We start from the raw sequence: 19,211 nt of genomic DNA on the forward strand, positions 1-19,211 counted from the left end.
CGGTTCCTCCCGCGCCCGGCCGCCCCGGCGAGGCGCCGCAGCCGCCCGGCCCGTCGCCCTTCCCGCCGCAGCCGCCCACGGCGGGCGGCGTCGGCGACCAGGGCCCGCCGCTGGCCGCCCGCCCGTACCTGGCCGGTGGCCAGGGCCACCCCGCCCCGCCCACCGGACCGCAGCCGCCCGCGTCCGGCTTCCCGGGCCACGCGGCCCCCCAGGGACCCGCCGGCGGCGGCTACGGCTACCCGCCGCCGCCCCCGGCCCAGCCGCAGGCCCAGCCCCCGTACGACGCCGGCCCGTACCCCCAGCAGTACCCCGGGTACCCGGCCCAGCAGTACCCGCCGTACCAGCAGCCGGACTACGCCACGGACTACGAGGACCTCGACGCCGAGGACCGCCCGGCCAACCGGCGCGCGCCGCTGCTGATCGCCTTCGCGCTGCTGTTCGTCCTGGCCCTCGGCGGCGGCATCCTGTGGGCCGCGAAGGGCAAGGACGACCCGGCCGACCGGAGCGCCGCCCCGGCTCCCTCCGCGAGCGCCGGCCAGAGCACGGCCGGGAACCCGCCGCCCGCGCCGGGCCCCGACGGATCGTCCGGCGCGCCGAGTCCCGCCGCCACCGACACCGCGTCCGCCTCCGCGAGCCCGACCGCCGGCGCGGCCGGGCCGGGCGCGCCGGAGCAGGCCAAGGCCCTGGACGAGCTGCTGACCCAGGGCGAGAGCGCGAAGGCGCCGATCGGCAGCGCGGTCGCCAAGGTGAGCAGCTGCCCCGCCAAGGCCGACATCGACAGCGCCGCGCAGGTCTTCGACAGCGGCGCCAAGCAGCGCGACCAGCTGCTCGCCAAACTCGCCACGCTGACCGTCACCGACCTGCCCGGCGGCGCGGACGCGGTGCAGTCGCTGAAGTCCGCCTGGCAGCTGTCCGCCGACATCGACCGGGCGTACGCCAGCTGGGCCCGCGCCGTCTCCGCGCAGGGCTGCTCGGGCTCGGCCCCGAACACCGCCGACAAGAAGCACGCGGACGAGCTCAACCCGCAGGCCACCCAGGCGAAGCGGGACTTCGTGACGAAGTGGAAGGCGATCGCCGACCCGTACGGCCTGACCGCGCGCACCCAGGACAGGATCTGAACCACCCGTGACCCGCACCACCGCCGCTCCGCACGACGAACCGCCGCGCCGCTCCCGGCTGCTGCGCACCACCACCGTGGCCGCCGTCCTGGTGCCGCTCTGCCTGGCCGGCTGGCTGGGCTGGCAGGCCGTCGCCGACCGCGGCCGGGACGACACCGGGGCCGCCCACGCCGCCGGGGCCGCCGCCCCGCCGTCGGGGCCGTTCTCCGCGGCGCCGTTCTCCGCACCGGCGGACACCTCCCCGCCGGGGGCCCCCACCGCGTCGGCCGACCCGCCGACGGCCGCCCAGGCCGCTCCGACGGCCGACCCGACGACCGCTCCGACGGCCTCGGAGAGCGCCGGGTCCGCCACCGCGCTGGCCGGGCGGACCGTCCTGCTCGATCCCGGCCACAACCCCGGCAACGCCGCGCACACCGCCGAGATCAACCGTCAGGTCGACATCGGCAACGCCCGCAAGGAGTGCGACACCACCGGCACCTCCACCAACGCCGGGTACAGCGAGGCCGAGTACACCCTGGACGTCTCCCGCCGGGCCCGCGCGATCCTCACCGCCCGGGGCGCGACGGTCGTCCTGGTGCAGGACGGCGACCAGTCCTGGGGCCCGTGCATCGACGCGCGCGCGAAGGCGGGCGCCACCGCGCACGCCGACGCGGCTGTCTCGGTGCACGGGGACGGCGGCCCGCCCGGCGGCAGCGGGTTCCACGTGATCATGCCCGCCAGGGTGGTCGCGGGCACGGCGGACAACTCCGCGATCGTCGCGCCCTCGCACCGGCTCGGCCTGCTGCTGCGCGACAGCTTCCACGCGGCGACGGGCGAGCCGTACGCCGACTACATCGCGAGCCAGGGTCTGGACACCCGCTCCGACCTCGGCGGGCTGAACCTCTCGACCGTGCCCAAGGTGTTCATCGAGTGCGGTAACATGCGCAATTCGACCGACGCCAAAAGGATGACGGACCCTCAGTGGCGCCAGCAGGCCGCCCAGGGGATCGCCGACGCACTGACGGCCTTTCTGACCACGCGGTAGCCGGCCCGGGCGGCCCGACCCGCGCCGCCGGAAGGTGGACAGCATGGGACCGGGCGCGCGCAGTTTGCAACGACTTCGCCCCATTCCCGAGCCCGCTGTGCACCCGCGAGGCGGTTGGCCCTAGGCTTCTGGTCCGTTCAGAGTTTTCCGGACCGGTCAGCCGACCGCGAGATAACCGCCGTCCACGACACACCAACGAGGGGAACGTTAGTGAATCTGCGCGCTCTCACCAGGGGAGACGCCGCCGTCGCAGGTGCGGCCGTCCTGCTCTTCATCGCCTCCTTCCTGCCGTACTGGACCGTGGACTGCAGTGGCAGGTACTGCGGCGACACGTCGCAGAACGCCTGGGACAGCGTCCTGTTCCCCGTGTTGCCCTCGGTCTTCCTGCTCGGCATCCTCTCCGCCGTGCTGATCCTGGTGCAGCGCTTCCAGGGCGCCGCCGCCGCCACCCGCCAGGTGCTCGGCCTGCGGCTGGACCAGTGGGGCATCGCGTTCGCCGTCGCCGCGCTCTGGACCTCGATCTGGGCCCTGGGCGGTGGCCCGAAGGGCCTGGACCACGGTTTCGGCGCCTGGCTGGCCGTCATCTCGCTCCTGGTCCTCGCCGGTGCCGCCGCGGCCGGTCCGCTGGTGCCCGCGCTGAAGGCCCCGCTGGTCACCGACAAGCCGGCCGTCCCGCAGGGCTACCCCGGCGGCTACCCGGCCCCGCAGCCGGGCCAGCCCGGCCAGTACGGCTACCCGGCCCCGGGCCAGGACCCGCAGCAGGTGCAGTCGCCCGCGTTCGGCGGCCAGCCCGGCGGCTACGGCTACCCGGCCCCGCAGGCCGGCCAGCCGCAGGACGCCGCCCAGCAGCAGGCCGCGCAGCACGCCGCCGCCCAGCAGGCCGCGCACCAGGCCCCGGCGCCCACCCAGGCGCAGCCGGCCCAGGCCCAGCAGGCTCCGGCGCCCGACTTCGCGCCGTTCTGGTTCGCCGTCCCGGCGCCGCGCCAGCTGTCCCCGAAGGACAACCCGGCCGGCGCCCCGGTCGGTGAACTCGTCCCGGGCACCTGGTACCTGGCGGTCGAGCAGCGCGGTGCCGCGCTGGTCGCCCAGCTCCAGGACGGCTCCCAGGGCTTGCTGGCCGACACCACCGGCATCCAGCGCGGCTGACGCACCGCCAGGCACGACGAAGGGGCGGGACCGGAGTTGATCCGGTCCCGCCCCTTCGTCGTGCGTGTTCGTCGTGCGTGCGCCGCGGCGTGCGGGCGGGTCAGCGGCGGCCGTTCAGCAGCAGTCCTGGACCACCAGCCCGGTGGGCAGCTGGTCGCCGCCGAAGACCGTCACCGTGGCCGGGTCGCCGCCGAGCGCCGCGACGGCCAGCAGCAGCGCCCCCGCCGTCCAGGTGGTGCGCTCCTCGGGCCAGATGGCGTCGTCCTCGAACACGTAGCCGGTCCAGTACGAGCCGTCGCTGTGCCGCAGGTGCTTCTGGATCCAGCGCAGGATCTCGACCGCGCGGTCGGACTCGCCGACCGCCCAGAGCGCCATGGCCAGTTCCGCGCTCTCCCCGCCGGTCACCCAGGGGCGGTCGCTGACGCAGCGCACCCCGAGGCCGGGGACGACGAAGCGGTCCCAGTCCCGTTCGATCCGCTCCAGCGCGGCCCGGCCGCGCAGCGCGGTGCCGAGCACGGGGTAGTACCAGTCCATCGAGAAGCGGTCCTTGTCCAGGAACCGCTCGGGGTGGTGCGCGATGGCGTGCCGCAGCCGGCCGGCCGCCAGCTCCCAGTCGGGCTGCGGCTCCTCCAGGTAGTCGGCGACGGCCAGACCGCAGCGCAAGGCGTGCAGGATGCTGGAGGAGCCGGTCAGCAGCGCCTCGTCGGGCGCCTCGCCGTGCTCGTCCACCCGCCAGGAGATCGGACCGCCCGGCAGCCGCAGGCCGACGATGAAGTCGAGGGCGCGCCGCACGACCGGCCAGATCCAGTCCAGGAACGCGTCGTCCCCGGTGCTCAGGTGGTGGTGCCAGACGCCGACCGCCACGTAGGCGCAGAAGTTGGTCTCCTTGGCCGCGTCCGAGACCGTGCCGTCCGGGACGTCCTGCCCGTACGCGTAGGCGGCGTACCAGGAGCCGTCGGGGTTCTGGTGGGCCGCCAGCCAGCGGTAGGCGGCCTCGGCGGCGGCGTGCTCGCCGGCGGTGTCCAGGGCCATCGCGGCCTCGGTGTGGTCCCACGGGTCCAGGTGGTGGCCGGTGAACCACGGTATCGCGCCGTCGTCCTGCTGCTCGGCGAGGATGCTGCGGACGGTCCGGGCGGCCTGTTCGGCGTCGAGCACCCCGTCCAGCAGCAGCGCCTCGGGGACGGCGGCGGTCACTCGCCCGCCCGCCCGGCGTCGGCGCGCTCCGCCGCCTCGTCGGCGCGGCCGGTGGCGGGCTCGACGAGGTCCGCCACCGGCTCGGCGCGGTTCGGCTTGGAGGCGTAGGCGACGAAGCTCTTGCCGATCACCGGGTTGAGGGCCTTCTCGGCGGCCTTGGTGAGCTTGCTGATCACCGGGGTGCCGACGATGTCCCAGACCAGCAGCTGGTGGTAGGCCTTGACCGGCAGCGCCTTGTCGTTGTCCACCCCCACCGCGCACTTGATCCACCAGTAGGGCGAGTGCAGCGCGTGCGCGTGGTGGGTGCCGTACGGCTCCAGGCCGGCGTCCTTGAGCTTGTCGAGCAGCTCGTCGCCCCGGTAGATCCGGATGTGGCCGCCCTCCACCTCGTGGTACTCGTCGGAGAGCGCCCAGCAGATCTTCTCGGGCAGCCAGCGCGGCACGGTGACGGCCAGCAGCCCACCGGGCTTGAGCACCCGGAACATCTCGTTGAGCACGCCCTTGTCGTCGGGGATGTGCTCCATCACCTCAGAGATGATGATCTTGTCGAAGTACTCGTCCTCGAACGGCAGGGCCAGCGCGTTGCCCTCCATCGCGACCGCCGACGCGCCCTCCGGAGCCTCGCCGGCCTCCGCCATGGCGGCGAACCACTTCTTGACCTCGGCGATCTCCTCGGCGCTCTGGTCGAGGGCGGTCACCCGGGCCCCGCGCCGGTAGCACTCGAACGCGTGCCGCCCCCCGCCGCAGCCCAGGTCGAGCACCCGGTCGCCGGGGGCGAGCGGGAAGCGCGAGAAATCAACGGTCAGCACTGCGGGCTCCCATTCCTCTGGTACCAAACGTTTGTGACGCCGGGCCGGCCCGGCCGGGCCGGCCGAGTCCGGCGGAGCGCCGGATCCGCCCGGGGCGGGTCCGACGCGGACGGGTCCGGCGACCCGTCAGGCCACGTACCGCCAGCCCGGACCGGACCGGGCCCGCCGCCCGGCACCGGTGGCGATCGCCGCCCGGTAGCTGTCGGCGGTCAGCGCGGCGGCCCGCTCCCAGGTGAACCGGGCGAGCACCCGCTCGCGCCCGGCCTCACCGAGCGTGCGACGCAGCGCCGGATCGTCCAGCAGCCGGCCGAGCGCCGCCGCCAGCGCGCCCGCGTCGCCCGGCGGCACCGCGAGACAGGTCTCGCCGTCCGGCCCGGCCACCTCGGGGATCGCCCCGCCGGTGGTGGCGACCAGCGGCGTACCGGTGGCCATCGCCTCGGCGGCGGGCAGCGAGAAACCCTCGTACAGCGACGGCACGCAGGCCACCTCGGCCGAGCGGTACAGGTCGACCAGCTCCCCGTCGGTCAGGCCGTGCCGGAACTCGATGAACCGCTCCAGCCCGAAGCGGCGCACCGCCTCGGCGACCGGCCCCCGCTCCTTCTGCGGCTTGCCGACCACGACCAGGTGCGCGTCCCGCTCGGTGCGGACCTTGGCCAGCGCCTCGACCAGGTGGACCAGGCCCTTGAGCGGGACGTCGGCGCTGGAGGTGGTGACGATCCGGCCGGGCACCCGGGCGACCCGCTCGGACGGCGACCAGAGCCGGGTGTCGGCGCCGATCGGCACCACCGAGACGGCGCCCGGCGAGGCGCCCAGGTGCTCGGCGATCTCGCGCTTCGAGGTGCCGGAGACGGTGATGATGCTGTCCAGCCGGGCGGCCACCCGGCGCTGCATCCGGGTGAACGCGTACCAGCGGCGCAGCGACAGCCGGCGGGCCAGGCTCGGCGCCGCGTCCAGCTCCAGCTGCCGGTCCACGGTGATCGGGTGATGGATCGTGGTGACCAGCGGGAAGCCGTGCCGCGCGAGGCCGAGCAGCCCGTACCCGAGGGTCTGGTTGTCGTGCACCACGTCGTAGCGGCCCTTGTGCAGCGCGAGGTACTGACGGGCGCGCAGCGAGAAGGTCAGCGGCTCGGGGAAGCCGCCGGTGCGCATGGTGGCGAACTCCAGCAGGTCCACCGGGCCCCGGTACTCGGCGAGCCCCGGGGTGCGGAACGGGTCGTCGGCGCGGTAGAGGTCCAGGCTGGGCAGCTCGACCAGGCGGACCGAGCCAGGGCCCTCGACCTCGTCCAGGACGGGGTAGGGCTGGGAGCCGATCACGTCCACGTGGTGGCCGAGGCGCGCCAGCTCGCGGGAGAGGTGCCGTACGTAGACGCCCTGGCCGCCGCAGAACGGGTCGCCGCGGTACGACAGCAGGGCAATCCGCAGCGGCTGCGCGGTCATCGTCGGCTCCCGTCCTTGCTGAAGTCTGTGCTGCCGGTCGCTAAAGTAGATCAGGTTTCAGTGCGGTGTGGAGTTCGCCCGTGACCATGTGAACAATGAGAGACCTCGAAGATACCGGCCCGTAGCTTCTCCTCAGATGCCAGGGCTGGTGATTCACGCCACGCCGGAGCACTGCCGGAGCGTCCGCCGGACCGGCCGGAGCACCCCCCGTCACTCTCGCGCCCCGGGAGCACCCTTGCCACCGCCCGTCACCTCCGTGCCCGCCGCCGCCCCCGGCCCCGCCGGGCCCGCCGGGCAGTCCGCCGACCCGCCGCTGACCGCCCGCCAGGCCGAACGCCGGCGGCGGATCCTGCGAGCCGCGACCGGGCTGGCCGCCCGCGGCGGGTACGAGGCGGTGCAGATGCGGGAGGTCGCGGAGGGCGCGCAGGTGGCGCTCGGCACCCTGTACCGGTACTTCCCGTCCAAGGTCCATCTGCTGGTCGCGGTCATGCTGGAGCAGTTGCAGGGCCTCCAGGAGCAGGTCCGACGGCACCCGCCGGCCGAGCAGGACGCGGCCTCGCGGGTCGCCGAGACGCTCACCCGGGCGTTCCACGCGCTCCAGCGCGAACCGCTGCTGGCCGAGGCGATGGTACGGGCGCTGTCGTTCGCCGACCGCTCGGTGAGCGCCGAGGTGGACCAGGTGAGCTCGGCCACCGGGCAGCTGATCCTGGACGCGATCGGCCAGTCCGGGCCGCCGACCGAGAGCCAGCGCGCGGCCGTCCGGGTGATCGAGCACACCTGGCACTCGGCGCTGGTCTCCTGGCTCTCCGGGCGGGCCTCGATCGCCGAGGTCCGGGCCGATCTGCACACCGCCGCGCGGCTGCTCACGCTGCCCTGATGCCCCGCCCGCGGGCGGGGCGGCGAAGGGGCGGGGAAGTGGAACCTGTTCTCGGGGCGCGGGCGGGATCGGTCGGGGTGGGTCGGGGTTGGTGGTTCCGGGGTTCGGGTGGGTTCGGGGCCGGGGTGGCTCCGGGGTCCGGGCGCGGTCGGCGCCCCGACTCCTCCGCGCGGCGACCGGAGGCACGGCGGTCACGGTCGCGGCGGCTAAAGTCGACGGGCAGGACAACTCCATCCCGCTTCTCCTCCGGGGAAAGCCGGTGCGAATCCGGCACTGACCCGCAACCGTGAGCCCGGCGCTGGACGGCCGGGGCAGTCGGAGTGCCCGGAGAGAGGCGAGCGGCCATGCCGGGCACCTTCGTACCCGGCACCGTCGAGGTCTACGGAACGGCCCACCCGGGCCACCCCACCGCTCATCGAAAGGCTCAACCCCACCATGCTCACCGCCGCCCGCCTGGGCGCCGCCGCCCTGTCCGCCGCCCTGCTGGCCGGCGCCGCCGCCGCACCGGCCCTCGCCGACAGCCCCTCGGCCGGCGCCACCGCGCCCGTCCCCGAGGGCCTCTACGGCAAGGGCGACCCGACGTACGACGGCGTGTGGCGCCAGTCCCTCGCCCTCACCGCGCTGGCGGGCGCCAAGGTGACCCCGGCCGACTCCGCCGTCTCCTGGCTCACCGGCCAGCAGTGCGCGGACGGCGGCTGGCCGTCCTACCGTGCGGACGCCTCCGCCGCGTGCGACCCCAAGACCGAGGACAGCAACGCCACCGCCGTCGCCGTCCAGGCCCTGGTCGCGCTCGGCGGCCACCAGGACTCCGTCGACAAGGGCGTCCAGTGGTTCAAGGCCAACCAGAACGCGGACGGCAGCTGGCCCTACAACCCCGGCAGCCCCGGTGACGCCAACTCCACCGGCCTGGCCGTGAACGCCCTGCTCGCCGCCAAGCTGGACCCGGCGGCCGTCGCCAAGGCGGGCCGGAGCGCCTACGACGGGCTGGCGCTCTTCCAGCTCGGCTGCGCCGCCCCCGCCGACCAGCGCGGGGCCTTCGCCTACCAGCCCGACCCGGCCGGCGCGCTCGCCCCGAACGCCCTGGCCAGTGCCCAGGCCACGCTCGCCGCGGCGGGCGGGAAGCTGCCGGTCACCAACACCAACCGGACGGACGCCGCGCCCAAGGCCCTGCCCTGCGCGAACGGCTCCACGGAACCGCTCGTGGCGCGCGCGGACTCCGCCGAGGCGGCCGGCGCCTACCTCACCGCCCAACTCGCGGCCGGCGACCAGCACCTGACGCTGACCCTGCCCGGGGCCGCCCCGACCCCCGACTACACCGCCACCGCCTGGGCCGCGCTCGGCCTGATCCAGAGCGGGCACCCGCAGCAGGCGACCGGCGCGGTGGACTGGCTGGCCAAGGAGGGCGGCACCTGGACCAAGGGCGGCACCGACGCCTCGGCCACCGCCACCCTGCTGCTGGTCGCCCAGGCCGCCCAGCGGGACCCCGCCGCGTTCGGCGGCGACCTGGTCGCGCAGCTGACGGCGCTGGGCCCGGCGCCCAAGGCGACCGGCGCGGCCTCCGCCCCCGCCTCCTCGGCGCCGGCCGAGAAGAAGAAGGACGGCGGCTTCGGCCAGTGGTGGGTGATCGGCGTCGGCCTGCTGATCGGCATCGGCGGCGGGCTGCTGCTGAGCCTGCAGCGCAAGCGGGGCCAGAAGCTGTGACCATTCCCGGCACCCCCCGGGCCACCGCCCCCGCCGCCGAAGCCGACGATGCCGGTGTCGGTCGCGCCGGTGCGGGTCACGCCGGTGTCGGTCGCGCCGGTGCTGGTCGCGCTGGTGTCGGTCGCGCCGGTGCGGGTCACGCTGGTGTCGGTCGCGCCGGTGCGGGTCACGCCGGTGTCGGGCGCGCTGGTGCTGTTCGTGCCGGGCGGGCCTGTGCCGACCCCCAGCGGCGTCGGCGGGTGGTGGCCGCGGTCGTCCGGTTCCTCGCCGGACTGATCGCCGGGGTGCTGATCCTGCTGGTCATCGGCGCGGCGCCCGCGCAGGCCGCCGGGTACCGGTACTGGTCGTTCTGGAAGTGGTCCGACGGCGCCTGGGGCTACCAGCAGCAGGGCCCGGCCGTGTACGTGCCGCAGGACGGGGGCGTGGACGGGTGGCGCTTCGCCGTCAGCCCCGACGGCGGCCGGGAGGCCGCCCGGCCCGGTGCCGCCGGGGACTTCGCCACCACCTGCGGCGGTACCGCCGAACAGCCGGGGCGCAAACGCGTCGCCGTCGTCCTGGACTTCGGCACCCCCGCCGACTCCCCCGGCGAGACCCCGCCCGGACTCCGCACGGCCTGCGCGGTCGTGCCCACCGGCGCCAACTCGGCCGAGGTCCTGGCGGCCGTCGCCCCACCACTGCGGTACGACACCAACGGCCTGCTCTGTGCCATCGCCGGCTACCCGAAGTCCGGCTGCGGCGACCAGCTCGGCGCGGCGAACAAACCGGCCGCGAACGGTGCGGGGGACGGTTCCGGGGGCGGCTCCGCCGACGGTGACCACGGCAGCGGCCCCGACATCGGCTTGATCGCGGGGGCCGTCCTGGTCGCCGCCCTGGCCGCTGGTGCGGTCTGGCAGGCCCGCCGTCGCCGCTGAGTCGGGCCGAATATGTAGACCGGTCTGCATAGAAGGGCTGACGGGCCGGGCGCGCACCACGCGCCCGGCCCGGATCGGGACCTTTATACCGACCGGTCTACATAGAGAGCCCGCCCATCTCTGTAGACCGGTCTACATATACCGACCGGTCTACAGAAACCCTGGGCCCCAAGCGAAAGCAGGACCCCACCCGCAGAAACGTGGACAAGGCCGCAGGAAGCGCCCGGAGTAGGAAGTCGGCCCAGCCGACTTCCTACTCCGCCCCCACCCCCACCCCCACACCTGCACCCGCGCTCGCACTCGCACTCACACCCCACCCTCTCCCCCACCCGCCCCGACCTGGACCCCACCCCGTGACCACACCCCGCGCCCCCGGCCAGCCCCACCCCCCGCGCCGCGCCCGCCTCCCCCGGCCTCCCCGCCGCACCCCGCGCGCCGCCCGCACCCCGCTCGGCCCCCGCCAACTGCACCCCGGCGCCTGGTGGCTGTGGGCACTCGGCCTCGGCGCGGCCGCCACCCGCACCACCAACCCCCTGCTGCTCCTCCTGCTCGCCGCCGTCGCCGGCTACGTCGTGGCCGCCCGCCGCGGGGACGCGCCGTGGTCCCGTTCCTACGGCGCGTTCCTCCGCCTCGGCCTGGTGGTCCTCGGCATCCGCCTGGTCTTCGCGGTCCTGCTCGGCTCCCCGATCCCCGGCACCCATGTCCTCCTCACCCTCCCCGAAGTACCGCTGCCCGCCTGGGCGCAGGGCGTCCGGATCGGCGGCCGGGTCACCGTCGAGGGCCTGCTCGCCGCGCTCTACGACGGGCTGCGGCTGGCCACCCTGCTGGTCTGCGTCGGCGCCGCGAACGCCCTCGCCAGTCCGACCCGCCTGCTGCGCTCGCTGCCCGGCGCGCTCTACGAGGCGGGCGTGGCCGTCGTGGTCGCGATGACCTTCGCGCCCAACCTGGTCGCCGACGTGCAGCGGCTGCGCGCCGCCCGCCGTCTGCGCGGGCGCACCGACCGGGGCGTGGCCGCCGTGCTGAGCGTCGGACTGCCCGTCCTGGAAGGCGCGTTGGAGCGTTCGGTCGCACTGGCCGCCGCGATGGACACCCGCGGCTTCGGCCGCACCACCGACGTCCCGCCCCGCCTCGCCCGCACCACCGCCGCGCTCACCCTGTCCGGCCTGCTCGGGATCTGCCTCGCCGCCTACGGACTGCTCACCGCCGGCGGTGCCGGCTGGGCGGCGCCCGTCCTGCTGCTCGGCCTGGCCGCGGCCTTCGCCGGTCTGCTGCTCGGCGGCCGCCGCTCCCCCCGGACGCGCTACCGCCCCGACCCGTGGGCCCTCCCCGAGTGGCTGACCGCCGGATCGGGCGCCGCCGTGGCCGGGTTGACGATCTGGCTCTCCGCCCTCGATCCCGCCGCCTTCGCCCCGACCGTCGTCCCGCCGACCGCTCCCGCCCTGCCCCTGACCGCCGTCCTCGCCGTACTGATCGGCCTGGTACCGGCGTTCGTCACCCCGCACCCGCCCCGGAGGGCCTCGTGATCACCTTCGAGCAGGTCTCCGTCCAGTACGCCGACGCCGAGGCGCCGGCGCTCAGCGGCGTCGACCTGACCGTCCCCGAAGGGGAGCTCTGCCTGCTGGTGGGCCCCTCCGGCTCCGGCAAGTCCACCCTGCTGGGCACCGTCAGCGGCCTCGTCCCGCACTTCACCGGCGGCGTGCTGCACGGCCGGGTGACCGTCGCCGGGCGCGACACCCGGGAGCACCGGCCGCGCGAACTCGCCGACCTGGTCGGCACGGTGGGCCAGGACCCGCTCGCCCACTTCGTCACCGACACGGTCGAGGACGAACTCGCCTACGGCATGGAGTCGCTGGGCCTGGCGCCGGACGTGATGCGGCGCCGGGTCGAGGAGACGCTCGACCTGCTCGGCCTCGCCGATCTGCGCGACCGCGCGCTCGGCTCGCTCTCCGGCGGCCAGCAACAGCGCGTCGCCATCGGCTCGGTGCTCACCGTCCACCCGCGGGTCCTGGTCCTGGACGAGCCCACCTCGGCCCTCGACCCGGGCGCCGCCGAGGAGGTGCTGGCGGTCCTGCAACGCCTGGTCCACGACCTGGGCACCACCGTCCTGATGGCGGAGCACCGGCTGGAGCGGGTCGTGCAGTACGCCGACCAGGTCCTGCTGCTGACGCCCGGCGCCCCGCCCGTCCTCGGCGAACCGGCCGAGGTGATGGCGCACTCCCCCGTCCACCCGCCCGTGGTCGGCCTCGGCCGGCTCGCGGGATGGACCCCGCTGCCGCTCACGGTCCGCGACGCCCGCCGCAAGGCCGCCACCCTCCGCACCCGACTGGACGGCCTGCGCCCCGCCGCCGCACCCACCGACCCGGCCACCGCCCCGCTCGCCACCGCCGACCGCCTCGCCGTCAAGCGCGGCCCCGTCCCGGCTCTGCGCGGAGTGGACCTCGCCCTCCACCCCGGGGAGATCACGGCACTCATGGGCCGCAACGGCGCCGGCAAGTCCACCCTGCTCGGCGCCCTGGTCGGCCTGCACGCCCCCGCCGCCGGCAGCGTCCGGGTCGGCGGCCGGACCCCGCACCGCACCCGGCCCGCCGAGCTGATCCGCCAGGTCGGCCTCGTCCCACAGGACCCGCGCGACCTGCTGTACGGGGAGAGCGTCGCCGGTGAGTGCGCCGCGGCGGACGGCGACGCGGGCGCCGACCCGGGTACCTGCCGCGCCCTGGTGGAGCGGCTACTGCCCGGCATCGCCGACGCCACCCACCCGCGCGACCTCTCCGAGGGCCAACGGCTCACTCTGGCACTGGCCGTGGTGCTCACCGCCCGGCCGCCGCTGATCCTGCTCGACGAGCCCACCCGGGGTCTCGACTACGCCGCCAAGGCCCGCCTGGTGGAGATCCTGCGGACGCTCGCCGCCGAGGGCCACGCCGTCCTGCTCGCCACCCACGACGTCGAGCTCGCCGCCGAACTCGCCCACCGCACGGTGATCCTGGCCGACGGAGAGATCGTCGCGGACGGCCCGACCCCGGAGGTGGTGGTCTCCTCCCCCACCTTCGCCCCGCAGGTCTCCAAGATCCTCGCGCCCGGGCCCTGGCTCACCGTCCACCAGGTCGAACGGGCCCTCGCCGGGAGCGCCGAATGAACCGAAGCCGAATGCCCCGAAGCCGAACGAACCGAAGCCGGACGAACCCAAGCCGGACGAACCGCACCCCCCGCGCGGGGAACCGCCCCGTCCCCCTCGGCCGCCGCTCGATCGCCACCCTGCTGCTCACCTCCTCGGTCGGCGTGGCCGCCTTCGGCTGGCCGCTGCTCGCCGCCACCGACTCCGCCCTGGTCGGCCACTCCACCGACGCCCCCTGGCTGTTCGCCCTGCTCCTGCCGCTCCTCCTCGCGGTGGTGATCGCCCAGATCTCCGAGGGCCGCACGGCCGGCGGCGGCGCGCCGGGCCTGGACGCCAAGTCGGTCGCCCTGCTCGGCGTCCTGGCCGCGGCGGGCGCCGCGCTGCGCCCGCTCGGCGCGGGTACCGCCGGCCTGGAGCCGATGTTCTTCCTGATGGTGCTCGCCGGGCGGGTCCTCGGCCCCGGCTTCGGCTTCGTCCTCGGCTCGCTCTCGATGTTCGCCTCCGCGCTGCTGACCGGCGGGGTCGGCCCCTGGCTGCCGTTCCAGATGCTCGCCATGGGCTGGGTCTGCCTGGGCGCCGGCCTGCTCCCGGGCGCCGCCACCCTGCGCGGCCGCCGCGAACTCGCCCTGCTCGCCGGCTACGGCGCCGTCGCCTCACTGCTCTACGGCACGGTGATGAACCTCCAGGGCTGGCCTTATATCGCCGGCCTGTCCGGCTCGATCTCCTTCGTCCCGGGGGACGACGTGAGCGCCAACCTGGTCCGCTTCGCCGCCTACTGCCTCACCACCTCCCTCGGCTGGGACCTCCCCCGCGCTGTCCTCACCGTCGTCCTCTGCCTCACCCTCGGCACCACCGTCCTCCGCGCCCTCCGCCGGGCCACCCGCCGCGCCGCCTTCGCCGCCCCGGTCGAGTTCCGCCCACCGCCCACCCCCTGAACGGTGGTGTGCCCCGGCCGAGTCCGGGGCACACCACCTCGACGGGCAGGACGGCCGAAACCCGCGAGAGGGACCGGGGGCAACTCGGCCGAACTGTGACCAGGCGCTTGGCAGCCTGGAACGTGCCCCAACGGCCCCGACGGCAGCCCGCCGTCCGCTGTCAGAGGGTGGCGGCGCGCAGCACGACCAGGGCGACGGAGACGATGGTGAGGACCGCCGCCGGAGACGCGCCCCTGCGGTCGCCGACGCGCAGGTGGAAGGCGACCGCCCCGGCGAAGTAGAGCGAAAGGCCTATCGCGGCGGCGATCCCGACGGGTCCCCACCGGAGTCCGGCGATCGCACCGGCCGCGCCCGCGATCTGAGCGCCGATCAGGAAGGCCATCATGCTCTGCGACAGTCCGAGTGTGGACATCTGCTCGGTGATGTGCCGCGTCCGCAGAGCCTTGGCCCCGGCCGATGCCAGGAGAAGCGCCGACATGACCACGGTGACGACGGCGAGTGAGACGAACATGGCTGAACCTCAATCATGCGATGCGAGTAAGAGGCGTGCGCACCTCCACGACGATAGGCGGCCATCAGGTACCTCCAGGTAACCTTCGGGTCATGAGCCTGCGACCGGGAATCGCCTTCCTCGCCGACTGTCCCGCTCTCCTGGCCATGGAGATCATCGCCAGCAAGTGGTCCATGGTCACGCTCTTCGCGCTGACCGACGGCCCGTTGCGTCACGGCGAGTTGGTCGAGCTGAGCGGCGGCGTCTCGCGCAAGGTGCTGACCCAGACGTTGCGCCGGCTCCAGGCCAACGGGCTGGTCGAGCGGCACGCGTACGCCGAGGCGCCGCCGCGCGTGGAGTACGGCCTGACCGATCTCGGGCGAACCCTGGAGGAACCCATCAGGATGCTCACCGCATGGGCGCGGGAGAACGGCGAGGCGGTCGTCACCTTCCGGGAAGCAGCCCAGGCGGCCGGCGCCATCGACGCGGATCGGGCGACTCCGACGCAGACCCCTCCTGTTGATGAGCACCCGAACCGCTTCTGATCAAGGGAAGAGGCCGGACCTGGAGACCCTGGCGTCGCCTCGGGCAGCTTCTCTCGGCACGGCGGCGAAGGGCACGGCGCCCCTCGACAGCCCGTCCCGGTCGGCCGCCGCCCACCTCGCGGCCATCGCGGGCGGCTGAGAACGCGGTTCGGGCCCTCCCCCCGCGAAACCCGTGCGAGGAGAGGGCCCGAGGGAGGCGATCAGCCCTTCGGGCCGGCCGACTGGACGACCTCGAAGGACCAGAGGGTCGAGCCGGAGGCCGCCGGGCGCTGCGGCGCCTCGCCCTCGGCGGGCGGCGGGCCCTGGCGGTGGGCAGCCTGCATGGGGCCCTCCATCCAGGCCTTGAAGGACTCCTCGTCGGCCCACCGGGTGTAGACGAGGTAGCTGTCGGTGCCCTCGATCGGGCGGAGCAGTTCGAACCACTCGAAGCCGTCGGAGTTCTCCACGGAGCCCGCGCGGGAGGCGAAGCGCTTCTCCAGCACCTCGCGCTGCTCGGTGGGGACGGTCAGTACGTTGATCTTGACTACGCTCATGGCTCCATCCTGCCCCACAAGCGGGTGGCGGCAGGCGCGGAACGTCTCCCCGACCGAGCGGTGGCGCGTCCCGAAGTCGCGGCAGCCTGGCCCCGAACCCGCGCAACGACGGGGCCTCCTGGGCATGGTCGACCAGCTGGACCGCGGCGGCCACCTCCGCCCGGAACGACAGCCCCGGCGGCCGCCGAACCTCCACCGGCCCCCGCACCGCTCCGGAAGGGGCGGTGCGGGGGGCCGGTGCCCGTTGATCAGGCGATCCAGCCGGGGACGAAGGGCTCCTCCTCGGGCCGGCCGGCGACGGACACCCGGGCCCCGCCCGGCGCGGCGACCAGCGCGGTGACGGCTTCCCCGGCGGAGATCCGGCGCGCCACACCGGCGGGCAGCACGGCCGTGTCGCCGGCCGCCAGCGCGAAGGCGTCCTCGCCCAGTTCGACGGACAGGGCGCCGGTCAGGACGGTCCAGACCTGCTCGACGTCGAAGGCGTGCAGCGGGCCCTGGCCGCCGGCGGCCATCTCCACACGCCACATCGCGAGCGCGCTGCCGCCCTGGGTGGGTGAGGCGAGGGTGGTCATGACGGCGTTGGGCGTCTCGGTACGACGGGCTTCGGTGCGGCGGATGACGGACATGGGTGTGGCCCCCTAGAATGGTCAATGACGTTGTCTATATGGTCAATGAGGTTGTCTATCGTGTCAAGCGACTCCGCTCCCCCCGGCTTCGAGCTGCCGCTGCGGCTGCTGCTCGCCTTCCGCTTGATCATCGACGAGCTGCACGAGCGGATCGCCCGTGAGGGCCACCCCGACCTGCGGCCGATGCACGGCTTCGTGTTCCAGGCGATCGGGCCGGACGGCACCACCGCCGTCGAACTCGGCCGCCGCCTCGGCGTCTCCAAGCAGGCCGCCGGCAAGACCGTCGAACAGCTCGAACAGCTCGGCTACGTCGAGCGCGGCAGCGACCCCGCCGACGCCCGCCGCAAGGTGGTCCGGCTCACCGCCCGGGGCGTGGACTGCCTGGTCCGGTCCGCCCGGATCTTCGACGAACTGCGCGCCCAGTGGTCCGACACCCTCGGTGAGGAGCGACTGCGCGCCCTGGAGACGGACCTGCGCGCCCTCGCCCCCGGCGACCCGTTCCGGCTCGACACGCCCCGGTGGTTCGGGACCCCCTGACGCACCACCAAGCCACCCCCAGGCACCCCCCGGCACGCCCGACGCCCCACCGAGGCACCCACCCCCTACACCGATCGCCGCTCCGCGGGCTCCGCCCCGGCCCGGTCCGGCCGGTCGCGCTCGTCCGCGCAGAGCGCGGCGGAGAGCTTGGTCAGCAGCTCCGCCAGGTCCGCGTACTGCTTCTCGTCCCAGTCACCGAGCAGTTCGGAGAGCTGCTCACGGCGGGCCGCCACCAGCCGGACCGCCGCCGCCTCCCCCGGCTCGGTGAGCCGCAGCGGCAGGCCGCCGGTGCGCGCGGCCAGCCCCCGGTCCTCGACCTCCCGGGCGGCCTCCTCGACGACCGCGAGCGGCACGATCCGGCGCTCCGCCAGTTCGGCGGGCTCGGCCGACCCGTGGTGGTGCATCTGCAGCAGCAGCCAGCTGGAGGCCGGCTTGAGGTCGAGCCCGGCGCCCTCCGTGATCCGCCGGAACAGGTCGCGCCGGGCCTCCCGGGTGCTCAGCACCGACAGGGAGCGGGCGATCTCGTCCAGCGAGGAGCGCTCCACCGGATTGAGGCCGATCGACTCGCTCAGGTCGGGAGCGGTCACCGTCGAGCGCAGCTTCTGCTCCCGCAGGAAGAGCGACAGCACGAAGGCGACCAACGCCACCGGTACCGCGTACAGGAAGACCCGGGTGATCGACTCGGAGTACGCGTGGTAGATCGCGTCCTGCGTGGCGGCCGGCAGGGCGGCGATCCCCCGGGGGTCGGAGGTGATCGCGCCGGGGTCGAAGCCGGCCGGCACCGGGACCCCGGAGGCGAGCGCGTCGGAGAGCCGGCTGTTGAGCCCGGACGCGAACACGGTGCCGAAGATGGAGACGCCGAACGACGCCCCGATGGACCGGAAGAAGGTGGCGCCGGCGGTGGCCACGCCCAGGTCCTGGTAGCCGACGGAGTTCTGCACGATCAGCACCAGCACCTGCATCACCAGGCCGAGGCCCAGGCCGAAGACCAGGAAGTAGCAGCTCATCTCGAAGGTGCTGCTGTGCTCGTCCAGGCCGGAGAGCAGTAGCAGGCCCACCGTGGTGACGGCCGTTCCGGCGATCGGGAAGGCCCGGTAGTGGCCGGTCCGGGCGACGATCTGGCCGGAGCCGATCGAGGTGAACAGCATCCCCAGCACCATCGGCAGCATGTGGATGCCGGACATGGTCGGCGAGACCTGCATGACCACCTGGAGGAACGTCGGCAGGTAGGTGAGCGCGCCGAACATCGCGAAGCCGACCACGAAGGAGATCACCGCGACCAGGCTGAACGTCCGGGAGCGGAACAGCCGCAGCGGCAGCACCGGCTCGGCCGCGGTCCGTTCGACCAGGACGAAGGCGACCAGCAGGACGACGCCCAGCACGCCGAGCCCGACGATCTGCCAGGAGCTCCAGGCCCAGGTCGTCCCGCCGAGCGAGGTCATCAGCACCAGGCAGGTGGCCACCGAGGCGATCAGGACCGTGCCCAGGTAGTCGATCCGGTGCCGGCGCTTCACCTCCGTCCCGTGCAGGACGGCGGCGATCACCACCAGGGCGACCACCCCCACCGGCAGGTTGATGTAGAAGACCCAGCGCCAGCTGAGGTTGTCCACGAAGAGTCCGCCGAGCAGCGGTCCGAGCACGCTGGTGACGCCGAAGACCGCGCCGAACAGGCCCTGGTACTTGCCGCGGTCCCGGGGTGAGACCAGGTCACCGACGATCGCCTGGGAGAGCACCATCAACCCGCCCCCGCCGAGGCCCTGGAGGGCCCGGAACGCGATCAGCTCGCCCATGTTCTGGGCGATGCCGCAGAGCACCGAGCCCACCAGGAAGATCACGATCGAGGCCTGGAAGAAGCGCTTCCGGCCGTACATGTCGCCGAGCTTGCCCCAGAGCGGGGTGGCCGCCGTGGAGGCCAGCATGTAGGCGGTGACCACCCAGGAGAGGTGTTCCAGGCCGCCGAGGTCGCTGACGATGGTGGGCAGTGCGGTGGAGACGATGGTCTGGTCGAGCGCGGCCAGCAGCATCGCCAGCAGCAGCGCGCCGATCGGCACCCAGAGGTTGGGGGCGGTGACCTCCGGCGGCCCGGGCTCGCCGGCCGGGCTGCGGTCGGACGCGGCGATCGGATCCGTCATGGAGACTCCAGGGGTCGCGGATCCCGGTCGGCGGGGTCCGTGCGGATGATCACTCCCAGCCACCATGCTGTCAGAAATGCCCCG

19 protein-coding genes are annotated in these 19,211 nt (G+C 74.6%); 12 read left to right on the forward strand and 7 right to left on the reverse strand.

Translation table 11 applies throughout. The annotated features are described in order from the left end of the window. The 3 genes from ABT263_RS10035 to ABT263_RS10045 form a co-directional block, all read left to right on the forward strand. The coding region (locus ABT263_RS10035; protein ID WP_502885779.1) for a hypothetical protein at positions 1 to 1,118 on the forward strand (1,118 nt) is incomplete at its 5' end. A 7-nt stretch (positions 1,119 to 1,125) separates the two neighbouring features. Next, on the forward strand, positions 1,126 to 2,142 hold the full coding sequence (locus tag ABT263_RS10040) for an N-acetylmuramoyl-L-alanine amidase (RefSeq protein WP_352289546.1): 1,017 nt from the start codon (positions 1,126 to 1,128) through the stop codon (positions 2,140 to 2,142). 210 nt (positions 2,143 to 2,352) lie between these two features. Next, the gene (locus ABT263_RS10045; RefSeq protein ID WP_329487413.1) at positions 2,353 to 3,288 is read left to right on the forward strand and encodes a hypothetical protein; all 936 of its coding nucleotides are present in this window, start codon (positions 2,353 to 2,355) and stop codon (positions 3,286 to 3,288) included. Positions 3,289 to 3,402: 114 nt separating this feature from the next. On the opposite strand, the gene ABT263_RS10050 is transcribed toward ABT263_RS10045, so the two are convergent. The 3 genes from ABT263_RS10050 to ABT263_RS10060 all read right to left on the reverse strand — a co-directional run bounded on the left by ABT263_RS10050 (position 3,403) and on the right by ABT263_RS10060 (position 6,728). Continuing rightward, complete coding sequence (locus ABT263_RS10050) at positions 3,403 to 4,482, reverse strand: prenyltransferase (protein ID WP_329487414.1); 1,080 nt, start codon at positions 4,480 to 4,482, stop codon at positions 3,403 to 3,405. Continuing rightward, positions 4,479 to 5,291, reverse strand: coding sequence for a class I SAM-dependent methyltransferase (locus tag ABT263_RS10055; RefSeq protein WP_352289549.1), 813 nt, complete (start codon positions 5,289 to 5,291; stop codon positions 4,479 to 4,481). The genes ABT263_RS10050 and ABT263_RS10055 overlap by 4 nt, the downstream gene beginning before the upstream one ends. Positions 5,292 to 5,417: 126 nt before the next feature. After that, positions 5,418 to 6,728, reverse strand: coding sequence for a glycosyltransferase family 4 protein (locus ABT263_RS10060; RefSeq protein WP_352289552.1), 1,311 nt, complete (start codon positions 6,726 to 6,728; stop codon positions 5,418 to 5,420). Positions 6,729 to 6,963: 235 nt separating this feature from the next. Between ABT263_RS10060 and ABT263_RS10065 the strand changes: the two genes are divergently transcribed. The 7 genes from ABT263_RS10065 to ABT263_RS10095 all read left to right on the forward strand — a co-directional run bounded on the left by ABT263_RS10065 (position 6,964) and on the right by ABT263_RS10095 (position 14,264). Beyond that, positions 6,964 to 7,605 carry a TetR family transcriptional regulator gene (locus ABT263_RS10065; RefSeq protein ID WP_396486952.1) on the forward strand — a complete coding sequence of 214 codons (642 nt, stop codon included), beginning with the start codon at positions 6,964 to 6,966 and terminating at the stop codon, positions 7,603 to 7,605. A gap of 435 nt (positions 7,606 to 8,040) precedes the next feature. After that, positions 8,041 to 9,306, forward strand: a complete 1,266-nt coding sequence (locus ABT263_RS10070) for an SCO2321 family membrane protein (RefSeq protein ID WP_352289555.1) — start codon at positions 8,041 to 8,043, stop codon at positions 9,304 to 9,306. Between the two features lie 48 nt (positions 9,307 to 9,354). Then, complete coding sequence (locus tag ABT263_RS10075) at positions 9,355 to 9,582, forward strand: hypothetical protein (protein WP_352289558.1); 228 nt, start codon at positions 9,355 to 9,357, stop codon at positions 9,580 to 9,582. Then, positions 9,546 to 10,217, forward strand: coding sequence for an SCO2322 family protein (locus ABT263_RS10080; protein ID WP_352289561.1), 672 nt, complete (start codon positions 9,546 to 9,548; stop codon positions 10,215 to 10,217). The genes ABT263_RS10075 and ABT263_RS10080 overlap by 37 nt, the downstream gene beginning before the upstream one ends. A 353-nt stretch (positions 10,218 to 10,570) precedes the next feature. After that, on the forward strand, positions 10,571 to 11,740 hold the full coding sequence (locus tag ABT263_RS10085; RefSeq protein ID WP_502885780.1) for a CbiQ family ECF transporter T component: 1,170 nt from the start codon (positions 10,571 to 10,573) through the stop codon (positions 11,738 to 11,740). Next, positions 11,737 to 13,350 (forward strand): ABC transporter ATP-binding protein, encoded by a 1,614-nt coding sequence (locus ABT263_RS10090; protein ID WP_352289565.1) that lies wholly within the window; start codon positions 11,737 to 11,739, stop codon positions 13,348 to 13,350. Before ABT263_RS10085 ends, ABT263_RS10090 begins: the two co-directional genes overlap by 4 nt. Before the next feature lie 11 nt (positions 13,351 to 13,361). Continuing rightward, the gene (locus ABT263_RS10095; protein ID WP_352289568.1) at positions 13,362 to 14,264 is read left to right on the forward strand and encodes an ECF transporter S component; all 903 of its coding nucleotides are present in this window, start codon (positions 13,362 to 13,364) and stop codon (positions 14,262 to 14,264) included. Positions 14,265 to 14,424: 160 nt separating this feature from the next. Here ABT263_RS10095 and ABT263_RS10100 read toward each other — a convergent pair whose 3' ends face one another. Continuing rightward, positions 14,425 to 14,775, reverse strand: coding sequence for a DoxX family protein (locus ABT263_RS10100; RefSeq protein WP_329487421.1), 351 nt, complete (start codon positions 14,773 to 14,775; stop codon positions 14,425 to 14,427). Positions 14,776 to 14,867: 92 nt separating this feature from the next. Between ABT263_RS10100 and ABT263_RS10105 the strand changes: the two genes are divergently transcribed. Further along, positions 14,868 to 15,299: a winged helix-turn-helix transcriptional regulator gene (locus ABT263_RS10105; RefSeq protein WP_352289571.1), complete on the forward strand. Its 432-nt coding sequence runs from the start codon at positions 14,868 to 14,870 to the stop codon at positions 15,297 to 15,299. A gap of 200 nt (positions 15,300 to 15,499) precedes the next feature. On the opposite strand, the gene ABT263_RS10110 is transcribed toward ABT263_RS10105, so the two are convergent. Both ABT263_RS10110 and ABT263_RS10115 read right to left on the reverse strand, forming a co-directional pair. Beyond that, positions 15,500 to 15,832 (reverse strand): antibiotic biosynthesis monooxygenase family protein, encoded by a 333-nt coding sequence (locus ABT263_RS10110; protein ID WP_352289574.1) that lies wholly within the window; start codon positions 15,830 to 15,832, stop codon positions 15,500 to 15,502. 248 nt (positions 15,833 to 16,080) lie between these two features. Then, positions 16,081 to 16,458: a cupin domain-containing protein gene (locus ABT263_RS10115; protein ID WP_352289577.1), complete on the reverse strand. Its 378-nt coding sequence runs from the start codon at positions 16,456 to 16,458 to the stop codon at positions 16,081 to 16,083. Between the two features lie 60 nt (positions 16,459 to 16,518). Between ABT263_RS10115 and ABT263_RS10120 the strand changes: the two genes are divergently transcribed. Then, the gene (locus tag ABT263_RS10120; RefSeq protein WP_380388261.1) at positions 16,519 to 16,995 is read left to right on the forward strand and encodes a MarR family winged helix-turn-helix transcriptional regulator; all 477 of its coding nucleotides are present in this window, start codon (positions 16,519 to 16,521) and stop codon (positions 16,993 to 16,995) included. Between the two features lie 65 nt (positions 16,996 to 17,060). Here the strand turns inward: ABT263_RS10120 and ABT263_RS10125 are convergent, their stop codons facing one another. Next, entirely contained in the window at positions 17,061 to 19,127 is a 2,067-nt protein-coding gene (locus ABT263_RS10125; RefSeq protein ID WP_352289583.1) for an MDR family MFS transporter, read from the reverse strand. Positions 19,128 to 19,211: the final 84 nt, after the last annotated feature.

It is taken from the genome of Kitasatospora sp. NPDC001603 (genome assembly GCF_040298365.1).
Classification (GTDB): Bacteria; Actinomycetota; Actinomycetes; order Streptomycetales; family Streptomycetaceae; genus Kitasatospora.

What these genes read in the sequence shown, in the direction of transcription:
- ABT263_RS10060 (WP_352289552.1), bottom strand. Translation starts at nt 6,728, where the DNA reads ATGACCGCGCAGCCGCTGCGGATTGCCCTGCTGTCGTACCGCGGCGAC.
- ABT263_RS10070 (WP_352289555.1), top strand. Translation starts at nt 8,041, where the DNA reads ATGCTCACCGCCGCCCGCCTGGGCGCCGCCGCCCTGTCCGCCGCCCTG.
- ABT263_RS10075 (WP_352289558.1), top strand. Translation starts at nt 9,355, where the DNA reads ATGCCGGTGTCGGTCGCGCCGGTGCGGGTCACGCCGGTGTCGGTCGCG.
- ABT263_RS10095 (WP_352289568.1), top strand. Translation starts at nt 13,362, where the DNA reads ATGCCCCGAAGCCGAACGAACCGAAGCCGGACGAACCCAAGCCGGACG.
- ABT263_RS10100 (WP_329487421.1), bottom strand. Translation starts at nt 14,775, where the DNA reads ATGTTCGTCTCACTCGCCGTCGTCACCGTGGTCATGTCGGCGCTTCTC.
- ABT263_RS10105 (WP_352289571.1), top strand. Translation starts at nt 14,868, where the DNA reads ATGAGCCTGCGACCGGGAATCGCCTTCCTCGCCGACTGTCCCGCTCTC.
- ABT263_RS10110 (WP_352289574.1), bottom strand. Translation starts at nt 15,832, where the DNA reads ATGAGCGTAGTCAAGATCAACGTACTGACCGTCCCCACCGAGCAGCGC.
- ABT263_RS10115 (WP_352289577.1), bottom strand. Translation starts at nt 16,458, where the DNA reads ATGTCCGTCATCCGCCGCACCGAAGCCCGTCGTACCGAGACGCCCAAC.
- ABT263_RS10125 (WP_352289583.1), bottom strand. Translation starts at nt 19,127, where the DNA reads ATGACGGATCCGATCGCCGCGTCCGACCGCAGCCCGGCCGGCGAGCCC.